The organism is Flagellimonas amphidinii, from assembly GCF_013090115.1.
In the GTDB taxonomy this organism is placed as follows: Bacteria; Bacteroidota; Bacteroidia; order Flavobacteriales; family Flavobacteriaceae; genus Flagellimonas; species Flagellimonas amphidinii.
On record NZ_JABFNN010000028.1, the window covers coordinates 1 to 20193 of the forward strand.

The following is a 20193-nucleotide window of genomic DNA, read 5'->3' on the forward strand; positions in this document are numbered from 1 at the left end:
CTGACCCTGGGCAGTGCCACTGGCGATGTGACCCTTGGCGGTCAGGCCTCTACGACCTATACGATCAACAACGACGATACAGCCTCGGTAACAATAGCTAACGCTAGTGGTAATGAAGACGATGGAGCTATCCAACTTTCAGCTATTTTAAACAACACAGTGAACGGTGGATTTACGGTACAGGTTTCCACAAATAATGGTTCCGCTACTTTGACAGACAACGATTACACTAGTCTGACTCAAACTCTTAATTTTGATGGGACAGCTGGAGAAACAGAAATATTTTCAGTCATACCAACTGCTGATGCTATTATCGAGGGGAATGAAACATTGACAGTTACAATGAATAATTTGGCAGGAACCTCTTTACCAGTGAATATTACAGATACTGCTACGGTTACTATAAATAATGACGATACCTGTGCGGCAGGAAATACAGCGCCAACTTTTGTGGATGGTTCAATCGTTGCTTTTTGTGATGGCTTTACGCAAAACTTGAATGATTATACCAACAGTTTGCCTCCTGCGGGTTCGGCTTTACAATGGAGTACCAATTCGAATACTAATAGTACAGAAGATTACTTATTAACAAGTACCGTCACTACATCAGGAACTTATTATGGGTTTTTCTATGATGCCTTAAATGGTTGTGCGAGTTCAACTTTGGAGGTGACCATAGAGCAGAATACCACTCCTTCCGCTGGAACTACTACAAACATTGCAACATGTAGCAACTCTGGCGATGGAGGCACTGTAGTTGATCTGGATGATCAGATTACGGGTGAGGATGCAGGAACTTGGTTGCTCACAAGTAGTCCAGGCGGGGCATCCATTACCATCAATGCAAACAATATTATTAATTTTAATGGGCAACCTGAAGGAGATTACACTTTTACCTATACTACCAATACAGCAAATTTACCTTGTGTTGACCAAAGTGTGGATTTGACGGTAACCGTTCAGGATTGTTCTGTACCTTGTGATGCTGGAAATACGGCACCTGTGCTGGATACTTCAGAACCAACGGAGTTTTGTGATGCTGTTCTAGCCGATTTGGATGATTATGTAACCAGTACTGCACCAACAGGAAGTGTGCTGACTTGGAGTACCAATCCAGATCCACTTCAAACTGATGCGCATAGAAATAGTTTGGTGAATGCTCCTGGAGCTTATTTTGGCTTCTTTTATGATACTGCCAATAATTGTGCTAGCCCAACACTAACGGTTACACTCGTTCGAAATGCTACGCCAACGGTAGACAGTACTGCGGGAGATTTTCGGTGTGGGGAGGGAACGGTAACCTTAACAGCTTCTGTAAGCGATGGTAGTACACTAAATTGGTACGCGAATCCTACAGGCGGGACCATTTTGGGTTCTGGAAGTAGTTTTGAAACCCCATCAATTACAACAACAACCTCCTTTTATGTAGAGGCAGAAGGCAATGGATGTAGTTCAGGTCGGATAGAAGTTGTTGCTACTGTAAATGATGTGCCCTCTGCAGGGACACCGACCAATACTGTGGCATGTAGTACCTCAGGTAATGGAGGGCCGTCGGTAATTGACTTGGATACTACATTGTCTGGACAAGACCCAGGGACGTGGGCTGTGGTAACCGATCCATCTAATGGAAGCCTTGTTATCGGAGCGGAAAATAATGTAGATTTTGAAGGTTTGCCTGATGGTAATTATGTATTTGAATATACAACCTCAGGTGCCGTTGCCCCATGTACGGATAGTGCTGTTCAGGTTACCATAACGGTAAGCGATTGTATTGTGGATACGGATGGGGATGGTCTTACGGATGGAGAAGAGAATACTTTAGGAACTGATCCTAATAACCCTGATACTGATGATGATGGTTTAACGGATAATGAAGAATTTTCGGGAGTTGATGACTCTACCACCACTGAAATTCCTGAAGGGGAATCCAATCCATTAGATCCTTGCGATCCTTTCCTAACACCTGATTGTAATCCGGAGGATATAGATTTGGCCATTACCAAAGAGGTAAATGAAGAACAACCACTGTTGGCAGATGAAATAACCTTTACTATCACTTTGGAAAATGTGGATAGGGTTAGAGTATTGGATATTGTTGTATCCGATATATTGGATGAAGCTTTCTTATATGTTTCACATGAAGCGTCTATAGGCACCTATAATCAGCTTACTGGGGAATGGTCCATTGACGAATGGATTGTGGATGACCCAAATATGCCCCAAATAGAAACTTTGGTCATTACGGTCAATGTAAATACAACGGGAACATTTCAAAATACAGCAACATTGGTTTCATCACTACCTTCGGATGCCACAATAATAGATAATAATTCAGCTACGGTTACTATTACGGTCAATCGTAGTCAATGCGAAGACCCAGGAACTATTTGTAATATATTTTCACCGAATGGAGATGGTATTAATGATAGGTTAATTTTAGTGGGGCATGAACAATTTTCCAGCAATAGATTGGAAGTTTTTGACCGCTACGGGAATAGCGTATTTGAAATGGATAATTATAACAGTTCTTGGGAAGGGACAGGAAACAGTGGTGACCTCCCCAAAGGGACTTATTATTATATCTTGGATCTAGACACAACGGATAATAGTGATGATGTGGTGAAAGGATGGATTCAAATTATTAGATAAACTAAAATGCCAGAAAATATTGGTTTAAAAACATATCGATTAGTGCTGTTGTTGTTCTTGGTGGGTCTTGGAATCTCCAATGCACAGAAAGAACCACAATACACGCAATACATGTACAATATTGGTAGTTTTAATCCCGCTTATGTGGGCACGGTGGAAACTCCCGAGGCAGCTGGATTGTATAGGGCACAATGGATAGATGTTCCTGGTGCGCCGACTACCATTAGATTTGGTGCGAATGTTCCTTTTGCTGATGATAAGACTGGTTTGGGTTTAAACATTGTGAACGACGAATTGGGCCCTTCCAATCAAACCTATATAGACGTTTCTTACTCCTATCAAATCAACCTTTCTGAAGATACTAAGTTGTCTTTTGGCCTTTCAGCAGGTGGTTCTATGTTGAGTTTGGATTACTCTGAAGGCTTTCTTCAAAATCCTGGAGAACCAACCATTACTGAAGAAAATCTCAGTAACTTTTACCCAACGGTAGGAGCAGGTCTCTTTTTGTATGGAGATGAGGATTGGTATCTGGGACTTTCAGTACCCAACTTTTTAACCAATGGATTGTACAATGATGAAGTGGCTACCATTGTGGAAGATAGCATGCAGTTTAACTTAATAGGAGGGTATGTGTTTCAAATTGCAGATAGGACAAAGTTTAAACCTGCATTGTTGATCAATTACCTGTCGGGCGCTCCAGCTAATGTGAACCTATCTGCCAATTTTCAATTTATTGATGCTCTGACCGTAGGAGCTTCCTATCGATTTGATAATGCTGTAAGTGCTTTGGCTGGATTTCAAGTGTCCAATGCCTTGTTTTTGGGATATTCCTACGATTATAACACCAATGGGTTAGGTGAGTATAGTGGTGGTTCCCATGAAGCTATTTTAAAATTTTATATTGGTCGCGGTGGTTTTGGTTCAAGTGGCAACAGGAATAAGAGTAATAAGAATAAAAATTTAAAAGGAAAACCAAAACAAATAGATTCCCCAAGATTTTTCTAAAATGAATGCAACAAAAAAATTGATCTTCATCTTCTTTACGTTCCTTTTGGGAATGGTTTTTTGCTTTGCACAAGGGAAAAAGTCAAAAGGAGACAACTATTTTTTTCAATATCAATACCAACAAGCCGTAACTGCATACGAATCCGAATTGCGTGAAGCAACTTTAACAGAGCAACAATTTTTAAACTTAGCAGACTCCTATTTTAAGACGAATAACTTCGAGAAAGCTTCAGAAGTATATTTGGAGTTATATGAAAAGGGATTCAAGATGGGCAACCATCATTTTAATAAAATGTTGCAAAGCCTATCAAAAACATCTAATGTTGAAAACAAGAATGCTGTTATAGATTCGTTGTCCAAAAAATTTACAAAAGAGTTTTTGGAGAATGTTGAATTCAATAATCAGATTCTACAAAATAGCGTTGGCCAAGCAAGTCTTGATTTTCAGGTTTTTAATTTAGAGAATAATAGTCCGCAATCTGATTTTTCACCTTCATTCTACAAAGAAAAACTGTTATTCTCTAGTGGCAGGTCGCACAGTAAAAAGAATAGATACGAGCCTGCAGGAGAAGGTTACCTTAGCATTTATGAAGCTGATTTGCAACCCGATGGTCAAATATCAGATGTGTTGAACTTTACTGGCGTTCCAAATTCAAAATATCATAAAGCAACACCTTATTTTTCTTCAGGATTGAACAGTATATTATATGTGCTCTCCAACACTTCTGGAGGTGAGTTGGCTTTTGATGCTAACGGAAAAAATGCTTTGGCTATTGGCATGCAAATTTTTGATGGTCCGTTTCGTTTGTTACTAAAGGATTTAAGTACCTCGTTTTACTATCCCTTCTATGATGAAAAAAGTGGTAAACTCTATTTTTCTGCCAATTTTGATGATGGTTATGGTGGAACAGACATCTATTATGTCTACACCAATAATGGCCAGATCATGTCAGCTCCAATTAATTTGGGACCTCGAATCAATTCTCCGGGTAATGAAATAGCACCATTCATTTTTGAAGACAGTTTCTATTTTTCGTCGGATGCGTTTTATGGATTGGGCGGGATGGATATTTATAAGTCCAATGTAGAAGGGGAATCTTTCAGTATTCCGATAAATTTAGGAGAGGGAATAAATTCTATGGAAGATGATTTTGGTTTGATTATAAGGAATGAAGGTGATGGACTTTTGGGCTATTTTGCCTCCAATCGCCCAGGGGGAAAGGGAAAGGATGACCTGTATGGTTTTAAAGTCGATGAAAAGCCAGGTCTGAAGACCTTGACATTCAAAGGGAAGGTATTAAAACCTTACGGCGATTCCAAAGTAATAGCAAAAGCTGCTGTTAGATTACGGAAGAAAGATGGAACTCTATTGGCGGAAACTTATTCTGATGATGCGGGAAATTATAGATTGGAAGTCCCTTGGGAAAATGAGGTGGTTTTAGAATCTTCAAAGGAACGATATTCTACTTATAACAAAAGCTATACTGAAGAAGAACTAAACACTTTGGAAAATTCCGCAAATAACGTTGAACTTTTTTTATACGATGATTTGGTAGAGGAGAAAGAAGGTCAGATGGTTGTGAAAATGAAAAAATTTGTCTTTGGAAAATCGCAAACAACGCTGACTGACGAGATTAAAAAGGAATTGGACAAAGCAGTCACTTTTGTAGAACAGTTTCCGGTAGCGCAATTGCGAATAGAAACGTATACCGATAGTAGGGGAGGTAGCAGTACCAATTTTAGATTAACCCAAAGTAGATCGGATGCTATAAAAGCTTATCTGTTGGAGCGAGGTGTTCCGAATACAAATATCTTATACTCAATTGGATATGGAGAGGATAAAATTCTGAACAATTGTACCAATGGAGTATTCTGTCTGGAAATGTTGCATCAACAGAATCAACGATCATTGATTGTTGTGCTAAATGACAATATACTTTTTGATTAATTACAACAATAGCATCCAACAATAATAAAGTGCAAAAAGGGAGAGAAATACAATTCCCGAATACGTGAGGATTCTTAATCCAATTTTAGGTTGGAATTCTGTAGGCATATCTTTTCCAACTACAGTTTTTAGATTCATCCAGCCCAACAACGGAGCCAAGACAAAGGAAACAAATGTGGCCAAGGCCACAAGATTGGCCATATTGGCACTGAATTGGTCAATCATAATCCAGTTTACTACAGCCATGAACAAAACCGTGATGGTAAAAGTATTTTTACTCTTGAAAGCTTTCTTTTTTGGAAAAAGCTTTTGAAGTACATCAATACTTACACGTGATATAGCATCATGGGCCGTCATACATGTACTGAACATAGTGGCAAAAGCAGCAACAGCTATCAAGAAATAGGCCCAGTTGCCTATGTGGGCTGTAAAAAGAGATACCAGCTGATCAGCAAAAACTACAGCACTGCCACTTAATTCTGTACCTGTACCATATAAGGTCATACATCCAATAACCATAAAGAAAACTGCCAAAAGTGCAGTTAAAATATAACCTAAATTGAATTCCTGTAACGCCAGTTTAAGGGAAGGTTTGTTTTTCATGGTCTTGAAGTTTTCAATGCTCCACATACTCACCCATCCTGAGGCTTCAACTGCAGTTGGCATCCATCCCATTAATCCAATCAAGAAAAGTATACCAACTTCATTAAAAATTTCTGGTTTTTGAAAAGTAGTGGAACGGGGCACGCTACCTTTTTCTATCACCATAACTGTAGTAATTAATAGAGCGATAAACAGGATGGTTATCACAGCCTTTAAGGAGTCTTCCAGAAACCGATATTTTCCAACAATGAGCAATAGGCTGATGAATGCAAAAAGAACAAGTGCCACCATACTTATATCAATACCTGAAATATTGAAAAGGTTCATAAAAAGTCCTGCAGTGACTACATAGAGTGCAGCCAAAATGGTAAAGGTGGAGATTAAGGTGACAAAGGCATACACCCATAGGTATTTTTTGCCCAAATTCAGATACCCTTGCACTAAACTCTTTTCGGTGACCGTAGTATAGCGCACACCAAACTCAAAAAAAGGATATTTGAAAATATTGGCCAATAGAATGGGGATAACCATTACCCAACCATATTGGGCACCCGCTTTTGTGGATAATACCAAATGGGAGGTGCCTATGGCCATGCTGGCAAACAATAGCCCAGGGCCGAGTACTTTTAGAAGGGTAGTTAGTTTTGTCATTGATAGTTAAGAAGTACGTTGCCTAAAATAGTATATTTATAGCACTCCTTAAAAATCACTTACGGGATAATTAACAGACAAACCTATATGAAATTTCTAATCAAAATATTTAAAGGCCTATTTGTACTGGTTGTCCTTATGGCACTTGTCTATTTCTTAGGGCCTAAAGTAGAAAAGCCAAATCTTGATAAAAAGTTACCGGAGGTTAGTTCAAATTTGAAAGAATTAGACCAATGGGTGAAGTCCAAAGAAAGTGCTGTAAGCAATATTAAACCCAATAATGAGGCACGTATTATTTGGTTTGATAGTATCCCAACAAAAACAGCATACAGTATTGTTTATTTGCATGGATGGTCGGCTAGTCAAATGGAAGGGCACCCGCTACATATAGATGTTGCCAAAAAATATGGTTGCAACCTTTACTTGCCAAGATTGGCAGGTCATGGATTGGATGAAAAAGAGGCAATGTTGGAGTTAACGGCCGATAAAGTTTTGGCCTCAGCAAAAGAAGCAATTGCCATCGCGAAAGAATTGGGTGATAAGGTGATTGTAATGGCGACGTCAACGGGAGGCACTTTAGCATTGCACTTGGCGGGAGGAGATACGGATATTGCTGCACTACTGTTGTACTCTCCCAATATTGAAATTTATGATAAAAATGCAAAATTACTTGCAGGCCCATGGGGACTTCAATTGGCCAAGGCCGTGAAGAAGAGTGATTATCACGAATTTGAGGAGGCCAATGAGGAAAAACAAAAATACTGGACCACAAAATATAGGGTGGAGGCATTGACGCACCTTCAAGCCTTGGTGGATAATACCATGCTTCCTGAAACTTTCAATAAAGTAGAACAGCCCGTTTTTTTAGGCTATTTTTATAAAAATGACTCCATTCAAGATCAAGTAGTATCGGTGCCGGCCATGTTGGAGATGTTTGATAATTTGGGAACCCCCAAGGAAGAGAAACGAAAAGTGGCCTTTCCAGATGCTGGCGATCATGTGATGACCTCCTATATTACTTCTAAAGATTTGGAATCTGTACGGAGTGAAACAGAAAGTTTTTTGGAGGAAATTTTGAGTTTGAAAGAAATGAAAACGTTGGATTCGATTCCAATTCAGATAGAAGAAGCCATTGCCATGTAGTTTGTTAAAAAATGCTAAGAATTTTGGTCACTAGATGACTTTCCCAACTTCACAACGTGCATCATAGAATTGTTTTTACAACGGTAAAAAAGGAGATATAAAAATGTAGCCTTCCCTAAAACTGTAACACATTATGAAAAAAACTCTGATAATATTAATAACCGTTTTGACTTCAAATTTTGTTGAAGCACAATTCATTAAAGAAAAATCAATAAATGCTCAAATTGGATATGGATTAAGCGTGCCATACAATAGCGTTGATGAAGTTGCAGACGATGGATTTTTTGCACAAGGAGAATTAGTTCTCAAAGTAAAATCGTGGATTGAATTCAGACCATATGCAGGCTTTATCTTGACGAGTTCAAATGGAGAAGACCTCAATGGTAATCCTACTAATGAAAAAGCGGAAACAAAAGCCTTCTTGCTTGGAGGAAAAGCAAGAGTTAGAGCGCCAATTCCTTGGGTCGCACCTTATGTAGAAATTGGAATTGGAACTTCAATTGGGAGATTTGAAACATTTACAGTATTTGATAACATAGACAAAAGTGGAATTATTTACCATATTCCATTCTCAATAGGACTTGAATTAGGAAAAAATAATAATGTTGATTTGGGATTAGCTTATTATTTTCAGCCATCAGTTGAACAGTTTGCTGGAGCATTTGCGGTTGGAATTACATTTCCGTTGAAAAATAAAAAATAACGAGTACAATACCTGTCAGGCTATCTATGCCCTCCCGGAGAAGAATCAGAATCAAGAATTCTTAGGATTTTCAAAAGTTGCAAGGAAAATAAAATAAAAAAACCCCATAAACATTATGTTTACAGGGTTTAAAAGTACTCGAGGCGGGACTTGAACCCGCACGGGCAAAATGCCCACAGGATTTTAAGTCCGGCGTGTCTACCAATTCCACCACTCGAGCAGGACTTAAATAAAAAAACGCTGCAAGCAGCGTTTGAGCGAAAAACGGGATTCGAACCCGCGACCTCCACCTTGGCAAGGTGATGCTCTACCAACTGAGCTATTTTCGCATTTTAAAGAACAAAACACTTTTTTTAAGTGCGGATGCAAATTTAAAACATTTCTGTAAATAAGAAAGAATTTTTTAAGAAGAAGCTTTCTTTTTCTTGCTCAGCAGTCTTTTGATTTCATTTAATTTCATCAAGGCCTCCACAGGGGTAAGTGTATCAATGTCCAAATGTAAAATTTCCTCTTTGATTTCTTCAAGCAATGGGTCATCTAAGTTGAAGAAACTCAACTGCATTTCGTTTTGAGCGGTTTGCAAAGTATCTGCCATTTCTTCACTGGAATGGCTTTTTTCCAATTTTTTCAGGATTTTGTTGGCCTTTTGAATGACTTGTTGGGGCATTCCGGCCATTTTTGCCACATGGATTCCAAAGCTATGCTCGCTACCACCGGGCACCAATTTCCGAAGGAAAAGTACATTGTCTTTCAACTCCTTTACCGAAACATTGTAGTTTTTGATTCGGGCAAAAGTGTTGGTCATTTCGTTGAGTTCATGGTAGTGTGTGGCAAAAAGCGTTTTGGCATGCGAAGGATGTTCATGTAGATATTCTGATATCGCCCAAGCAATGGAAATTCCATCATAAGTGCTTGTTCCCCTGCCAATTTCATCCAAAAGCACTAAACTACGCTCAGATAAATTGTTGAGGATAGAGGCTGTTTCGTTCATTTCCACCATAAAAGTGGATTCGCCCATGGAAATGTTATCGCTGGCGCCCACACGGGTGAAAATCTTATCCACCATACCAATAGTGGCTTCCGAAGCAGGTACAAAGCTTCCCATCTGTGCCAACAGCACAATAAGGGCAGTTTGTCGTAAAATGGCCGATTTACCACTCATATTGGGTCCCGTGATCATAATGATCTGTTGGTCATCCCTGTTCAGAAGTACATCGTTGGTCACGTAGCTTTCGCCCAAGGGCAACTGCTTTTCAATAACAGGGTGCCTTCCGTCCTTAATGTTGAGGTCGGTGGATTTGTTGACCGTGGGTTCCACGTAATTGTTTTCTTTGGCCAATTGCGCAAATCCACAAAGACAATCCAATTGCGCGATCAAGTGGGCATTTTGCTGTACTGGGGCAATGTATTCCTGCATCCACATTAAAAGCTGCTCGAACAATTGCTGCTCCAAGGAGTAGATGCGTTCCTCGGCCCCAAGGATTTTGGCTTCGTATTCTTTGAGTTCCTCGGTAATGTAGCGTTCTGCATTTACCAAGGTCTGTTTGCGGATCCAATCTTCCGGAACTTTGTCCTTATGGGTGTTCCGTACTTCAATATAATACCCAAAAACATTGTTGGACGCGATTTTTAGAGAGGTGATCCCCGTGGCTTCCGTTTCCCGTTCCAACATTTTATCCAGATAGTCTTTGCTGGAAAAAGCCAAGTTTCGGAGCTCGTCCAACTCTTTGGAATACCCCTCGGCTATAGTATTGCCTTTGGCAATGTTGATGGGAGCCTCTTCGTTGAGTACTTCCTTGATTTTGGAACGCAGCACATCGCAACCATCCAATTGTTCTCCAATATTTTGAAGCGATGTATTGGAACTTTCCTGAGCCAGTATTTTGATGGGGACAATGGCCTCCAACGAATTTTTGAGCTGGACCACCTCCTTCGGATTGATCTTACCCGTGGCCAATTTGGAAATAAGTCGTTCCAGATCGCCCATCTGTTTGATCCAATGTTGCATCTTATCAAGCTGTTCCTCTTCGGTTTTTAAATGTGAAACAACCTGATGCCGTTGCTGTATTTTTTCAATGTCTTTTAAGGGTAGGGCCAACCATCGTTTTAAAAGCCTACCGCCCATAGGCGACAAAGTTTTGTCGATAATGTCAAGCAAAGTAACCGCATTGAGGTTGGTGGAATGGTAGAGTTCCAGATTTCGAATGGTAAATCGATCCATCCACACATATTCTTCCTCCGCAATACGTTGAATCTTGTTGATGTGCTGTAAACGACTATGCTGTGTTTCGGACAGGTAGTGCATTACTGCGCCAGAGGCAATAATCCCATGGCTCAAATGCTCTATGCCAAAACCCTTTAGGGTTTTGGTCTTAAAATGGTTGGTGAGACTTTCTAAGGCATAGTCCTCCTGAAAAATCCAATCTTCCAGAAAAAAACTATGGAAATGTGTTCCAAAAAGTTCAGTAAATTCCTTTTTGTGGTTTTTGGAAACCAAAACTTCATTAGGTGAAAAATTCTGTAACAGCTTGTCCATTTGTTCCACAGAACCTTCAGCAGTCAAAAATTCCCCAGTTGAAATATCCAGAAAAGAAATTCCAAGTTTGTTCCTGCCAAAATGAAGCGCACATAAAAAATTATTGCTTTTAGAGGACAAAATATCATCATTGAGGGCAACCCCGGGCGTGACCAGTTCCGTTACCCCACGTTTTACAATGCTTTTGGTCATTTTGGGATCCTCCAATTGGTCACAAATGGCTACTCGCTGTCCTGCTTTTACCAATTTTGGCAAATAAGTGTTCAGCGAATGGTGTGGAAATCCGGCCAGTTCAGTTTTGTCACCACCATTGTTTCTGTGGGTTAGGATGATGCCCAGAATTTTAGCTGCCTTAATGGCATCCTCTCCAAAGGTTTCGTAAAAGTCCCCAACACGGAACAATAACAGCGCATCAGGATGTTTGGTCTTGATAGCATTGTACTGCTGCATCAATGGGGTTACCTTCTTTATTTTTTTATTGGCGGCCAAAGCGATGGGATTCCTTTATTTTTGTCAAAAATGAGGTTGAGACGAAAATACCTCTTTCCAGAAACTTCAAAAATTTTTGTTGATATTTTGGTGACAATGGTTGAAAAAATATGAAACGTAAGCTAGAAAACAGCGAATTGGAGCGCTTGGATGTGGCTTCATTCAAGAAAACTGAAAAATCCCCGATCATTTTGGTGCTGGACAATATCCGTAGTCTCAACAATATTGGCTCGGTCTTTCGCACTGCGGATGCATTTTTGATCCAAAAAATTTTTCTTTGTGGGATTACGGCGACTCCACCCCACAAGGATATCCGGAAAACCGCTTTGGGGGCTACCGAAAGTGTCGATTGGGCATATAGGGAGAGCACCTTGGATTTGATCAATGAACTCAAAAAATCTGGAATACGAACCATTGCGGTGGAGCAAGCTGAGGAGGCAACAATGCTCAACGATTTTAAAGTTTCGGAAAATCAAACATTAGCCTTGGTATTTGGCAACGAAGTCAAGGGAGTATTGCAAGAGGTGGTCACGGCTTGTGATGAGGTTTTGGAAATTCCCCAATTTGGTACCAAACATTCCTTAAATATTTCGGTAAGTGCTGGAGTTGTGGTCTGGGATGTCTGGTCAAAAATAAACCATATACAAAATAAAAAGCCCTGAAAAATCAGGGCCAGATATATAGTTTGAGTTAGTTAGTCTCTTAATTAGAGAGGTCTAATAAAATAAAACCATTCGTTATATGCAAACATTTTCAGAAAATTCTCTTAAAAAATTGACAAAAGTAGCCTGTCCTCGAGCTTTTCTAAAATTGTATCATAGTCTTTTGGATTATTGACAAAGTCCATATCGCTCAAATCCAAAATCATGCTATTTTGATTAGGGTGGCTTTTCATAAAATCCATATACCCTCTGTTGATTTTCTCCAGATAGTCCGGACTAATATCTTGCTCATATTCCCTTCCTCTCTTTTTGATGTTTTGTAAGAGTCGCTCCGTATTTTGATAGAGATATAGATAGATTTCTGGCTTTTTAACCTCTTTGTACATGAAGTTGAACACTTTTCTATAAAGCTCAAATTCATCAGCTTGCAATGTGATTTTGGCAAAAATCAACGACTTGAAAATGTCGTAATCGCTGACCATAAAATTCTTGAAGAGATCAAACTGTGAAGTGTCATCCGTAAACTGTTGGTAACGGTCCGCTAAAAAGGACATTTCCAAAGGAAATGAATATCGTGCCTGGTCCTTATAAAATTTGGGAAGAAAAGGATTGTCCGCAAAACGTTCCAAAATGAGTTTTGCATTAAAATCGTTCGCGATCATTTTACATAAGGTACTTTTCCCAGCACCAATATTACCTTCAATAGCAATGAATTGCAATTTGGAAAAGAGCTCCAATCGGGTTTTAAAAAGCTTGTATTTCGTTTTTTTCAATTTTCCCCTGTCCTTGCATTGTTGCAATAGGTTACGAACATCTTTATTAAGGACGGGGTGATAATATTGCGGAGCAATATCGGCCAAAGGTTTCAATACAAAATTACGGTTTTGCATATGAGGGTGAGGCACCACCAAATCATCGGTATTGATAGTTTCATTGGCATAAAATATAATATCAACATCCAATGTTCTAGATCTATACTCGCCAGTGGCCCATCTTTCACGACCAAAATCCTGCTCAATCTGTAAAATCGTTTGGAGCAATTCTGCTGGGGGCAATTCGGTTTCCACGGCAACACATGCATTCAAAAAATCATCTCCTTCAAAACCCATCGCAGGAGTTTCATAAACGGAAGAAATTGCCTTGATTTCTCCGGCAACTTTTTGCAACTGAAAGACAGCTTTCTGCAAATAGATATGCCTATTTCCCAAATTACTGCCTAAAGAAAGATATGCGGTTTGTTTTAGTGCCATACTGAATGGGCAAAGTAAGTAAAACAATATAACAATGGTTATCTTTGGTGCCGAATAAAATTTATGTGGATGAAGTTTTTGAGAAATCTATTGGCCGCAATTTTGGGATGCTTGATTGCATTCGGATTGCTCATGGGAATGTTTTTCATATTTGCGGCCTTGATGAGTCAGGCTGATGATGGAATAGTCGTTCAAAAGAACTCCATTTTGGAATTGAGTTTTGTAGAACCCATTAGAGATTATACGGGCAAGGACGAAACTGACCCTTTTGCGGGACTTTGGGACGATGAAATCGGGTTGGATGAAATAATACATGCCATTAAAATGGCCAAGAACGATACAAACATTGAAGGAATTAGTCTGACCACTGGTTTTTTGCAAGCTGGAATGGCACAAACACAGGAAATTAGAAATGCCTTGATGGATTTTAAATCGGAGGGGAAGTTTATTTATGCCCATTCCGATTTTTACACCCAAAAAGATTATTATTTAGCAAGTATTGCGGATAAACTGTATTTGAATCCAGTGGGAGCTATGGACTTTAAAGGACTTTCTGCCGAAGTACTTTACCTAAAAGATCTGCAGGAAAAAATAGGGGTCAAAATGGAAGTGGTGCGTCATGGAAAGTATAAAAGTGCAGTTGAACCCTTTTTATCCAACACCATGAGCGAGGAGAACCGTTCCCAGATTCAGGAATTGATCAATTCCCTTTGGGGTAATATTATTGATGATATTGGCGAGTCTAGACAAATAAGTTCGGCCAACTTGAATGCTATTGCAGATACCTTGGGAGGAAGAACCCCAAATTATGCAGTAGCTTCTGGTTTGATTGATGGCGTGCTTCATTTTGATGAATATGAGACCTTGCTCAGAGAAAAAATGGGTATATCCGAAGAAAAGGAATTGAATTATGTGGATTTTGATGAGTATGCTCAAAAAGTCGAGAAGAAACGATTGCGAACAGGTAAGGACAAGATTGCGGTGGTTTATGCCCAAGGAGAGATTTATTATGGAGAGGGAGGTAAAGATTACATTGGTCAGGGATTGGTGGTTAGGGCCCTTCAAAAAGCAGTGGAAAGTGAGCTTGTTAAAGCCATTGTCCTGCGAATTGATTCTCCGGGCGGAAGCGCCTTGGTGTCCGATATTATTTGGAGAGAAGTGGAATTGGCCAAAAAACAAAAACCTGTGGTGGTCTCTTTTGGCAACATCGCCGCTTCTGGAGGATACTATATTGGCGTAGGTGGGGATAAGATTTTTGCTGAACCTACCACCATCACGGGGTCTATTGGAGTTTTTGGCACCATTCCCAATATCAGTGAATTGGCCGGTGATATCGGAATTAACGCTGAGCAGGTAGGCACCAACAAAAAATCCGTGGATTATTCCGTATTTGAGCCTATGAGTGATGCATTCCGAAATACCGTTCAAGAAGGTATCGAGGATACCTATCAAACCTTTTTGGAACGGGTATCCCAAGGAAGAGGCATGAGCATTGCCCAAGTAGATTCATTGGCCCAGGGCAGGGTCTGGAGTGGTTTGGATGCGGTGGAAAATGGCCTGGTGGATGAACTTGGAAGTTTGGATGATGCCATTGATGCTGCGGCTGAACTAGCGGAATTAGGTGCTTACGGCATCCGAAAATACCCAAAGTACAAATCGAATTTTGAGCAGTTTATGGAGAACATGAACGGTGCCAAGGCCAAAATTGGAGGAAAAATGATTCAGGAAGAGTTGGGTACAGAAGCTTTCCAGCTACTGAAAGAATTGAAACAACTCACACAACAAAAAGGAATCCAGGCCAAAATGCCATTTAGTTTGAACATTAAATAAGAGGATGGCGCCAAAAGATAAGAAAGTAGCGTTTTCCATCTATTTGTACCTCGGGGGGCTTTTTATCACCTCTTTGGTGGTATCCAATCTTATCTTTCAAAAGTTTTTTTATTGGCAGCCCTTTGGGGATATCACGGTTTTTGGAGCTCCACTTTTTGAGCTCTCCGTTGGAATTTTGCCCTATCCACTTACCTTTTTGATCACTGATTTGATATCAGAAATCTATGGAAAGAAGAAGGCCAATCAGGTGGTGACCACGGGTATTTTTGCCTCCTTTTTCTCCATGCTCATTATTTTTATTGCCAACGGTGTGCCCGCCATAGATTCATCACCGGTTGGTGATGAAACCTTCACCAAGGTTTTTGGGTTGTCGCCATTGGGTGTATTGGCTTCCATGCTGGCCTATCTTTTGGCGCAGTATATTGATATTTCCATTTACCACTTTTGGAAACGATTGACCAAAGGTAAAATGTTGTGGCTCAGGAATAATTTTTCCACTTTCTCTTCCCAGTTTATAGACACCTTCACCGTGGTGGCCTTATTGTGCCTATTTGGGGTATTGCCCTGGGATAAATTCTACGGATTGGTCCTTAGTGGGTTCCTTTTCAAAATAATGATTGCCCTGTTCGACACCCCTTTGCTCTATTTTTTCGTATATCTATTGCGAAAAAGATTTAACCTAAAATTAGGGGAGGAAATTTCCTTGGATTGATTCCTTCTGATTAATTTGCCTTAAAATCCCAAATTATGAACAAAAAACTCCTGAAAATTACGGGAATAGTCCTGCTTGTTCTCGTTGCTCTTATCATTGCTTTACCGATGTTCTTGGAAGGCAAGATTGCAGAAATCATCAAAAATAAGGTCAATAACAGTATCAATGCTACGCTGGATTTTGAAGACGCCAGCCTTAGCCTGATTAAAAGTTTTCCCAATGCCTACGTGGAACTCGAGAATGTTTCCTTGGTGAACAAAGCCCCTTTTGAAGGGGATACGCTGTTTGCTTCCGGACATATTGCTTTAAAAATGGGCATTTCTGAACTCTTCAAATCTGCCGAGGATCCCATCGGTATAAAAAGTCTCAATATTGATGCTGCCAAGCTGCATATTTTGACGGATGAAGATGGGAATGCCAATTACGATATCGCCATAGAAGAGGAGGGTGGCACATTAGAAACTGAGGAAGAATCCTCCAGTAATTTTACACTGGCTTTAAATTCCTACGCCATAACCGATACGGAAATCATCTATGATGATCGGTCCAGCGGTATGCGATTGGCCCTAACTGAAATGAACCATTCCGGTACGGGAGATTTGTCTTTGGAAAAATCAGAATTGAAGACCCTCACCGATGCTTTGGTCACTTTTGAGATGGACAGCACCAAATATCTCAACAACAACAAACTGTTTTTGGATGCCCTTATCGGGATAGATTTAGTTGAGGGCAAATATTCGTTTTTGGAGAACAAAGCGTTGGTCAACCAATTGGATTTGGTCTTTGATGGTTTTGTGAAGGTAAATGAAGAAAATCAGGAGGTGGATATCACTTTTAAGACCCCTTCTTCAGATTTTAAAAACTTTTTGGCTGTGATTCCGGAGGAATATTCCAAGAACATTGAAACGGTGCAGACCACAGGAAATTTTGAAGTGAATGGGGAATTTAAGGGAATTGTGGACGAAGAACATATCCCCAAGTTCAACATTAAGATAAACTCTGAAAATGCTTCTTTCAAGTATCCAGATTTGCCCAAATCCGTTCAAAATGTGCATATCGATACCGAAATCAACAATACAACGGGCATTACCGAAGATACTTATGTGGACATCAAAAGATTGTCCTTTACCATAGATCAAGACAAATTCAACCTGAATTCACAGATCAGGGATTTAATGGGCAATACCAAGGTGAATGCCCACATGGATGGCAAAATCAATTTGGCCAACATTTCGCAAGCCTACCCGGTTCCAGAAGAGTATAACCTCAAAGGTATTTTAAATGCCGATGTCACCACCCGTTTTGATATGGCATCTTTGGAAAACAAGCAATATCAGAACACAAAGACCGAAGGAACAGCAGAGCTTACGGGTTTTGAGTACGATTCTGACGAGATGAAAAATCCGGTTGCGATCAATGCGGCTGCCGTAAGTTTTACCCCCAATACCGTAAGTTTGGATGCTTTTGAAGGAAAAACCGGGGGTACGGATTTTAAAGCTTCGGGAACTTTGGACAATCTGCTCGGATTTCTCTTTAATGATGAAAATGTGGAAGGGAATTTCACCTTGGCTTCGAACACTTTTGCTTTGAACGACTTTATGGTGGAGGAAACCCCAGAAGAAACCTCTGAAGCTGACACCCCGACCGATACGGAAGAACGCATCAAGATTCCATCATTTTTGGATTGTACCATTGCGGCTTCGGCGAACACGGTGCTCTATGACAATTTGAATTTGAAAAATGTCAAGGGAACATTGATCATCAAAGATGAAACAGCCACCTTGCAAAACTTGACCTCAGATTTGTTCGGTGGAACGTTGGGCGTTGCCGGAGAGGTGTCCACCAAAGGTGAAACCTCCACTTTTGATATGGATTTGGGCATAGCCGATTTCAATATCACGGAATCTTTTGCCTCTTTGGAATTGTTTAAGGTATTGGCGCCATTGGCGAGTGCGCTGCAAGGAAAGTTGAATTCGGATATTAAAATTTCTGGAAACCTCAAGGATGATTTGACCCCAAGTTTGACAACACTTTCTGGCGATTTGCTGGCAGAACTGTTGTCCACTAAAGTGGATGTGGAAAAAGCACCCATGCTTTCCGCTTTGGATAGCAAATTGCATTTTTTGAAAACGGAAGAGCTGGATTTGAGCAATTTGAAGACCGCACTAAGTTTTGACAATGGCTCGGTACAGGTAAAGCCCTTCTCCCTAAAATATAAGGATATCGATATTAGTGTGGATGGGAACCATACGTTTGACAGCCAAATGCAGTACAAGGCCACTTTGGATGTGCCTGCCAAATATCTCGGGAGTGAGGTCAATAACCTTATTGCCAAAATGGACGACCCCAGCCTACAGGATTTGACCATCCCAGTAACAGCCAATATTGGTGGTAGCTATACTAGCCCAACGGTGAATACGGATTTAACCTCTGGGGTGACCAAACTCACCAACCAACTGGGGGAAATACAGAAGCAAAAATTGGTGAACCAAGGAAAGGATAAAGCCAAAGATTTAATTGCCGATGTGTTCAAACAAGACGGCGATTCTACCGAAACCAGCTCTGGCGGGGTAAAAGAAGCTTTGGGAAGTTTATTGGGTGGCAACAAAACCGAAGAGGATACTACCGAGACCAAAGAAGACCCGGTAAAGAACACGGCTAAAAACATTTTAGGTGGCCTATTGGGCAAAAAGAAAAAAGATACGGTGAACTAGCGGTTTGCCAACAATACAAAACTGTCACCACGAGCATTGTTGCACAGCCAAGTTGAAATACAGTAGAAACGTATTATGTCACCTCGAGCGCAGTCGAGAGGTCTAAAAATGTTACTTAGAGTGCGCGCTGCTATGTTGACTTAGTTATATATAGGTCTAACAATGTCACCTCGAGCTCAGTCGAAAGATCTTAAAGGTCTCGACTGCGCTCGACCTACCGTTATTTTAATGTTAACACTGACTTTTTTACTGTTAGGGCAAAAGAAAATATCTTTATATTTATGTGGTCTTATTCCTTCAATAATTGACAAAGGATAGTTAGATAGCTCCCCCGAAAATATATTCAATAAAAACGTAAAAGTTCACATAGTCGTTGAAATAAGTGATGTATGATGAGAAAATTTGAGTATATAACCAGTTAGCAGTCCGGAATCCAAGAATCAGATTAATCATAAAAACTAAAAAAGTGTCAAAATCAATCGCAAAAGTATACGCAAACACAGTCAAAAGAAACCAAAGAATCCTTTATGGAGTGTGGGAACCTGGTTTTCCAGTTCAACTTGGGGATTATGGTGTTATGAAAGGAAATATTTTTACACAATTAGGAAATATTTCGGAATTTGAAGAACTAAAAAACTTTGGCCTCAAAATTAGAAAAGACGATACTCAGGATGAAAAAACCTTTACTTCAAAGAAAGGCGTTCAATTTGAACTTGGTTCAAAGGCAGATGCAACAGTAAATGGCATTGAAGGAAATGCCTCTATAGAAATAAAATTTTCTAAGGAAAATGCTGTCTTTTTTAATGGAGCTGAATGCGTGTTTGAATTGATAGAAAATAAATATCAATTAGGTCAAGAACTTTTGAAAATACATAAAAAATCGAAGGAAAGATGGAGAAAAGAATTTGTTGTTGTCACTGATAGAGTTCTAACAAAAAGGGCTTTGATTTTAGTCTCGACTTCTTCTGATTTTTCAATTAAACTTGAAGCAGATGCAGAAGTTCCTGTGATTGATTTGGCTGAAGCATCACTAGGGTTAAAAATAAGCAAACAGCAATCTACTGGATATAAGGTCATCACAGAAGAAGGTATTACACCATTAATTGGTCTTTCTAAAATTAAAAAACCATTTTTATTTATGGATAAAGAGTTTAAACCAATGATGAGAGCATATACAGTGGCAATGGAGGAAGTAATTGCTGATTATAAGTATGGAAATAAAATAAATGATGAGGAATTACATTTTGCACAGCTTACTGATGATTTAGATGATGACTTTGAAATATAAAAGTAGGAAC

The 20193-nt window shown here is 39.8% G+C and carries 13 protein-coding genes and 2 tRNA genes; 10 read left to right on the plus strand and 5 right to left on the minus strand.

Annotation, left to right across the window (positions count from 1 at the left end):
• The 3 genes from HJC33_RS06345 to HJC33_RS06355 all read left to right on the plus strand — a co-directional run.
• Positions 1 to 2649 (plus strand): T9SS type B sorting domain-containing protein (locus tag HJC33_RS06345; protein WP_171657972.1); only part of this gene is annotated, 2649 nt, incomplete at its 5' end.
• A gap of 6 nt (positions 2650 to 2655) precedes the next feature.
• Positions 2656 to 3654 (plus strand): PorP/SprF family type IX secretion system membrane protein, encoded by a 999-nt coding sequence (locus tag HJC33_RS06350; RefSeq protein ID WP_171657973.1) that lies wholly within the window; start codon positions 2656 to 2658, stop codon positions 3652 to 3654.
• 1 nt (position 3655) lies between these two features.
• A complete protein-coding gene (locus tag HJC33_RS06355; RefSeq protein WP_171657974.1) occupies positions 3656 to 5602 on the plus strand; it encodes an OmpA family protein in 1947 nt (648 codons plus the stop codon).
• On the opposite strand, the gene HJC33_RS06360 is transcribed toward HJC33_RS06355, so the two are convergent.
• The gene (locus HJC33_RS06360) at positions 5603 to 6856 is read right to left on the minus strand and encodes an NRAMP family divalent metal transporter (RefSeq protein ID WP_171657975.1); all 1254 of its coding nucleotides are present in this window, start codon (positions 6854 to 6856) and stop codon (positions 5603 to 5605) included. It abuts the gene before it with no gap.
• Between the two features lie 87 nt (positions 6857 to 6943).
• On the opposite strand from HJC33_RS06360, the gene HJC33_RS06365 reads away from it, so the two are divergent.
• On the plus strand, positions 6944 to 7999 hold the full coding sequence (locus tag HJC33_RS06365; RefSeq protein WP_171657976.1) for an alpha/beta hydrolase: 1056 nt from the start codon (positions 6944 to 6946) through the stop codon (positions 7997 to 7999).
• Between the two features lie 133 nt (positions 8000 to 8132).
• On the plus strand, positions 8133 to 8702 hold the full coding sequence (locus HJC33_RS06370; RefSeq protein ID WP_171657977.1) for a hypothetical protein: 570 nt from the start codon (positions 8133 to 8135) through the stop codon (positions 8700 to 8702).
• A gap of 135 nt (positions 8703 to 8837) precedes the next feature.
• Here the strand turns inward: HJC33_RS06370 and HJC33_RS06375 are convergent.
• From HJC33_RS06375 to mutS, 3 genes are all read right to left on the minus strand, one after another.
• Positions 8838 to 8922: transfer RNA gene (locus HJC33_RS06375), tRNA-Leu, on the minus strand.
• Positions 8923 to 8958: 36 nt separating this feature from the next.
• Positions 8959 to 9031 (minus strand) — tRNA-Gly (locus tag HJC33_RS06380).
• A 74-nt stretch (positions 9032 to 9105) separates the two neighbouring features.
• A complete protein-coding gene (mutS, locus tag HJC33_RS06385; RefSeq protein ID WP_171657978.1) occupies positions 9106 to 11688 on the minus strand; it encodes a DNA mismatch repair protein MutS in 2583 nt (860 codons plus the stop codon).
• Positions 11689 to 11837: 149 nt separating this feature from the next.
• On the opposite strand from mutS, the gene HJC33_RS06390 reads away from it, so the two are divergent.
• Complete coding sequence (locus HJC33_RS06390; RefSeq protein WP_171657979.1) at positions 11838 to 12389, plus strand: RNA methyltransferase; 552 nt, start codon at positions 11838 to 11840, stop codon at positions 12387 to 12389.
• A 104-nt stretch (positions 12390 to 12493) separates the two neighbouring features.
• On the opposite strand, the gene folK is transcribed toward HJC33_RS06390, so the two are convergent.
• Positions 12494 to 13639: a 2-amino-4-hydroxy-6-hydroxymethyldihydropteridine diphosphokinase gene (gene folK / locus HJC33_RS06395; protein ID WP_171657980.1), complete on the minus strand. Its 1146-nt coding sequence runs from the start codon at positions 13637 to 13639 to the stop codon at positions 12494 to 12496.
• Between the two features lie 69 nt (positions 13640 to 13708).
• On the opposite strand from folK, the gene sppA reads away from it, so the two are divergent.
• The 4 genes from sppA to HJC33_RS06415 all read left to right on the plus strand — a co-directional run bounded on the left by sppA (position 13709) and on the right by HJC33_RS06415 (position 20183).
• On the plus strand, positions 13709 to 15469 hold the full coding sequence (gene sppA, locus HJC33_RS06400; RefSeq protein WP_171657981.1) for a signal peptide peptidase SppA: 1761 nt from the start codon (positions 13709 to 13711) through the stop codon (positions 15467 to 15469).
• Positions 15470 to 15473: 4 nt separating this feature from the next.
• Positions 15474 to 16181, plus strand: a complete 708-nt coding sequence (locus tag HJC33_RS06405; RefSeq protein WP_171657982.1) for a queuosine precursor transporter — start codon at positions 15474 to 15476, stop codon at positions 16179 to 16181.
• Positions 16182 to 16216: 35 nt separating this feature from the next.
• Entirely contained in the window at positions 16217 to 18895 is a 2679-nt protein-coding gene (locus tag HJC33_RS06410; RefSeq protein WP_171657983.1) for an AsmA-like C-terminal region-containing protein, read from the plus strand.
• 466 nt (positions 18896 to 19361) lie between these two features.
• Entirely contained in the window at positions 19362 to 20183 is an 822-nt protein-coding gene (locus tag HJC33_RS06415; protein WP_171657984.1) for a hypothetical protein, read from the plus strand.
• The last annotated feature ends 10 nt before the right edge of the window (positions 20184 to 20193 follow it).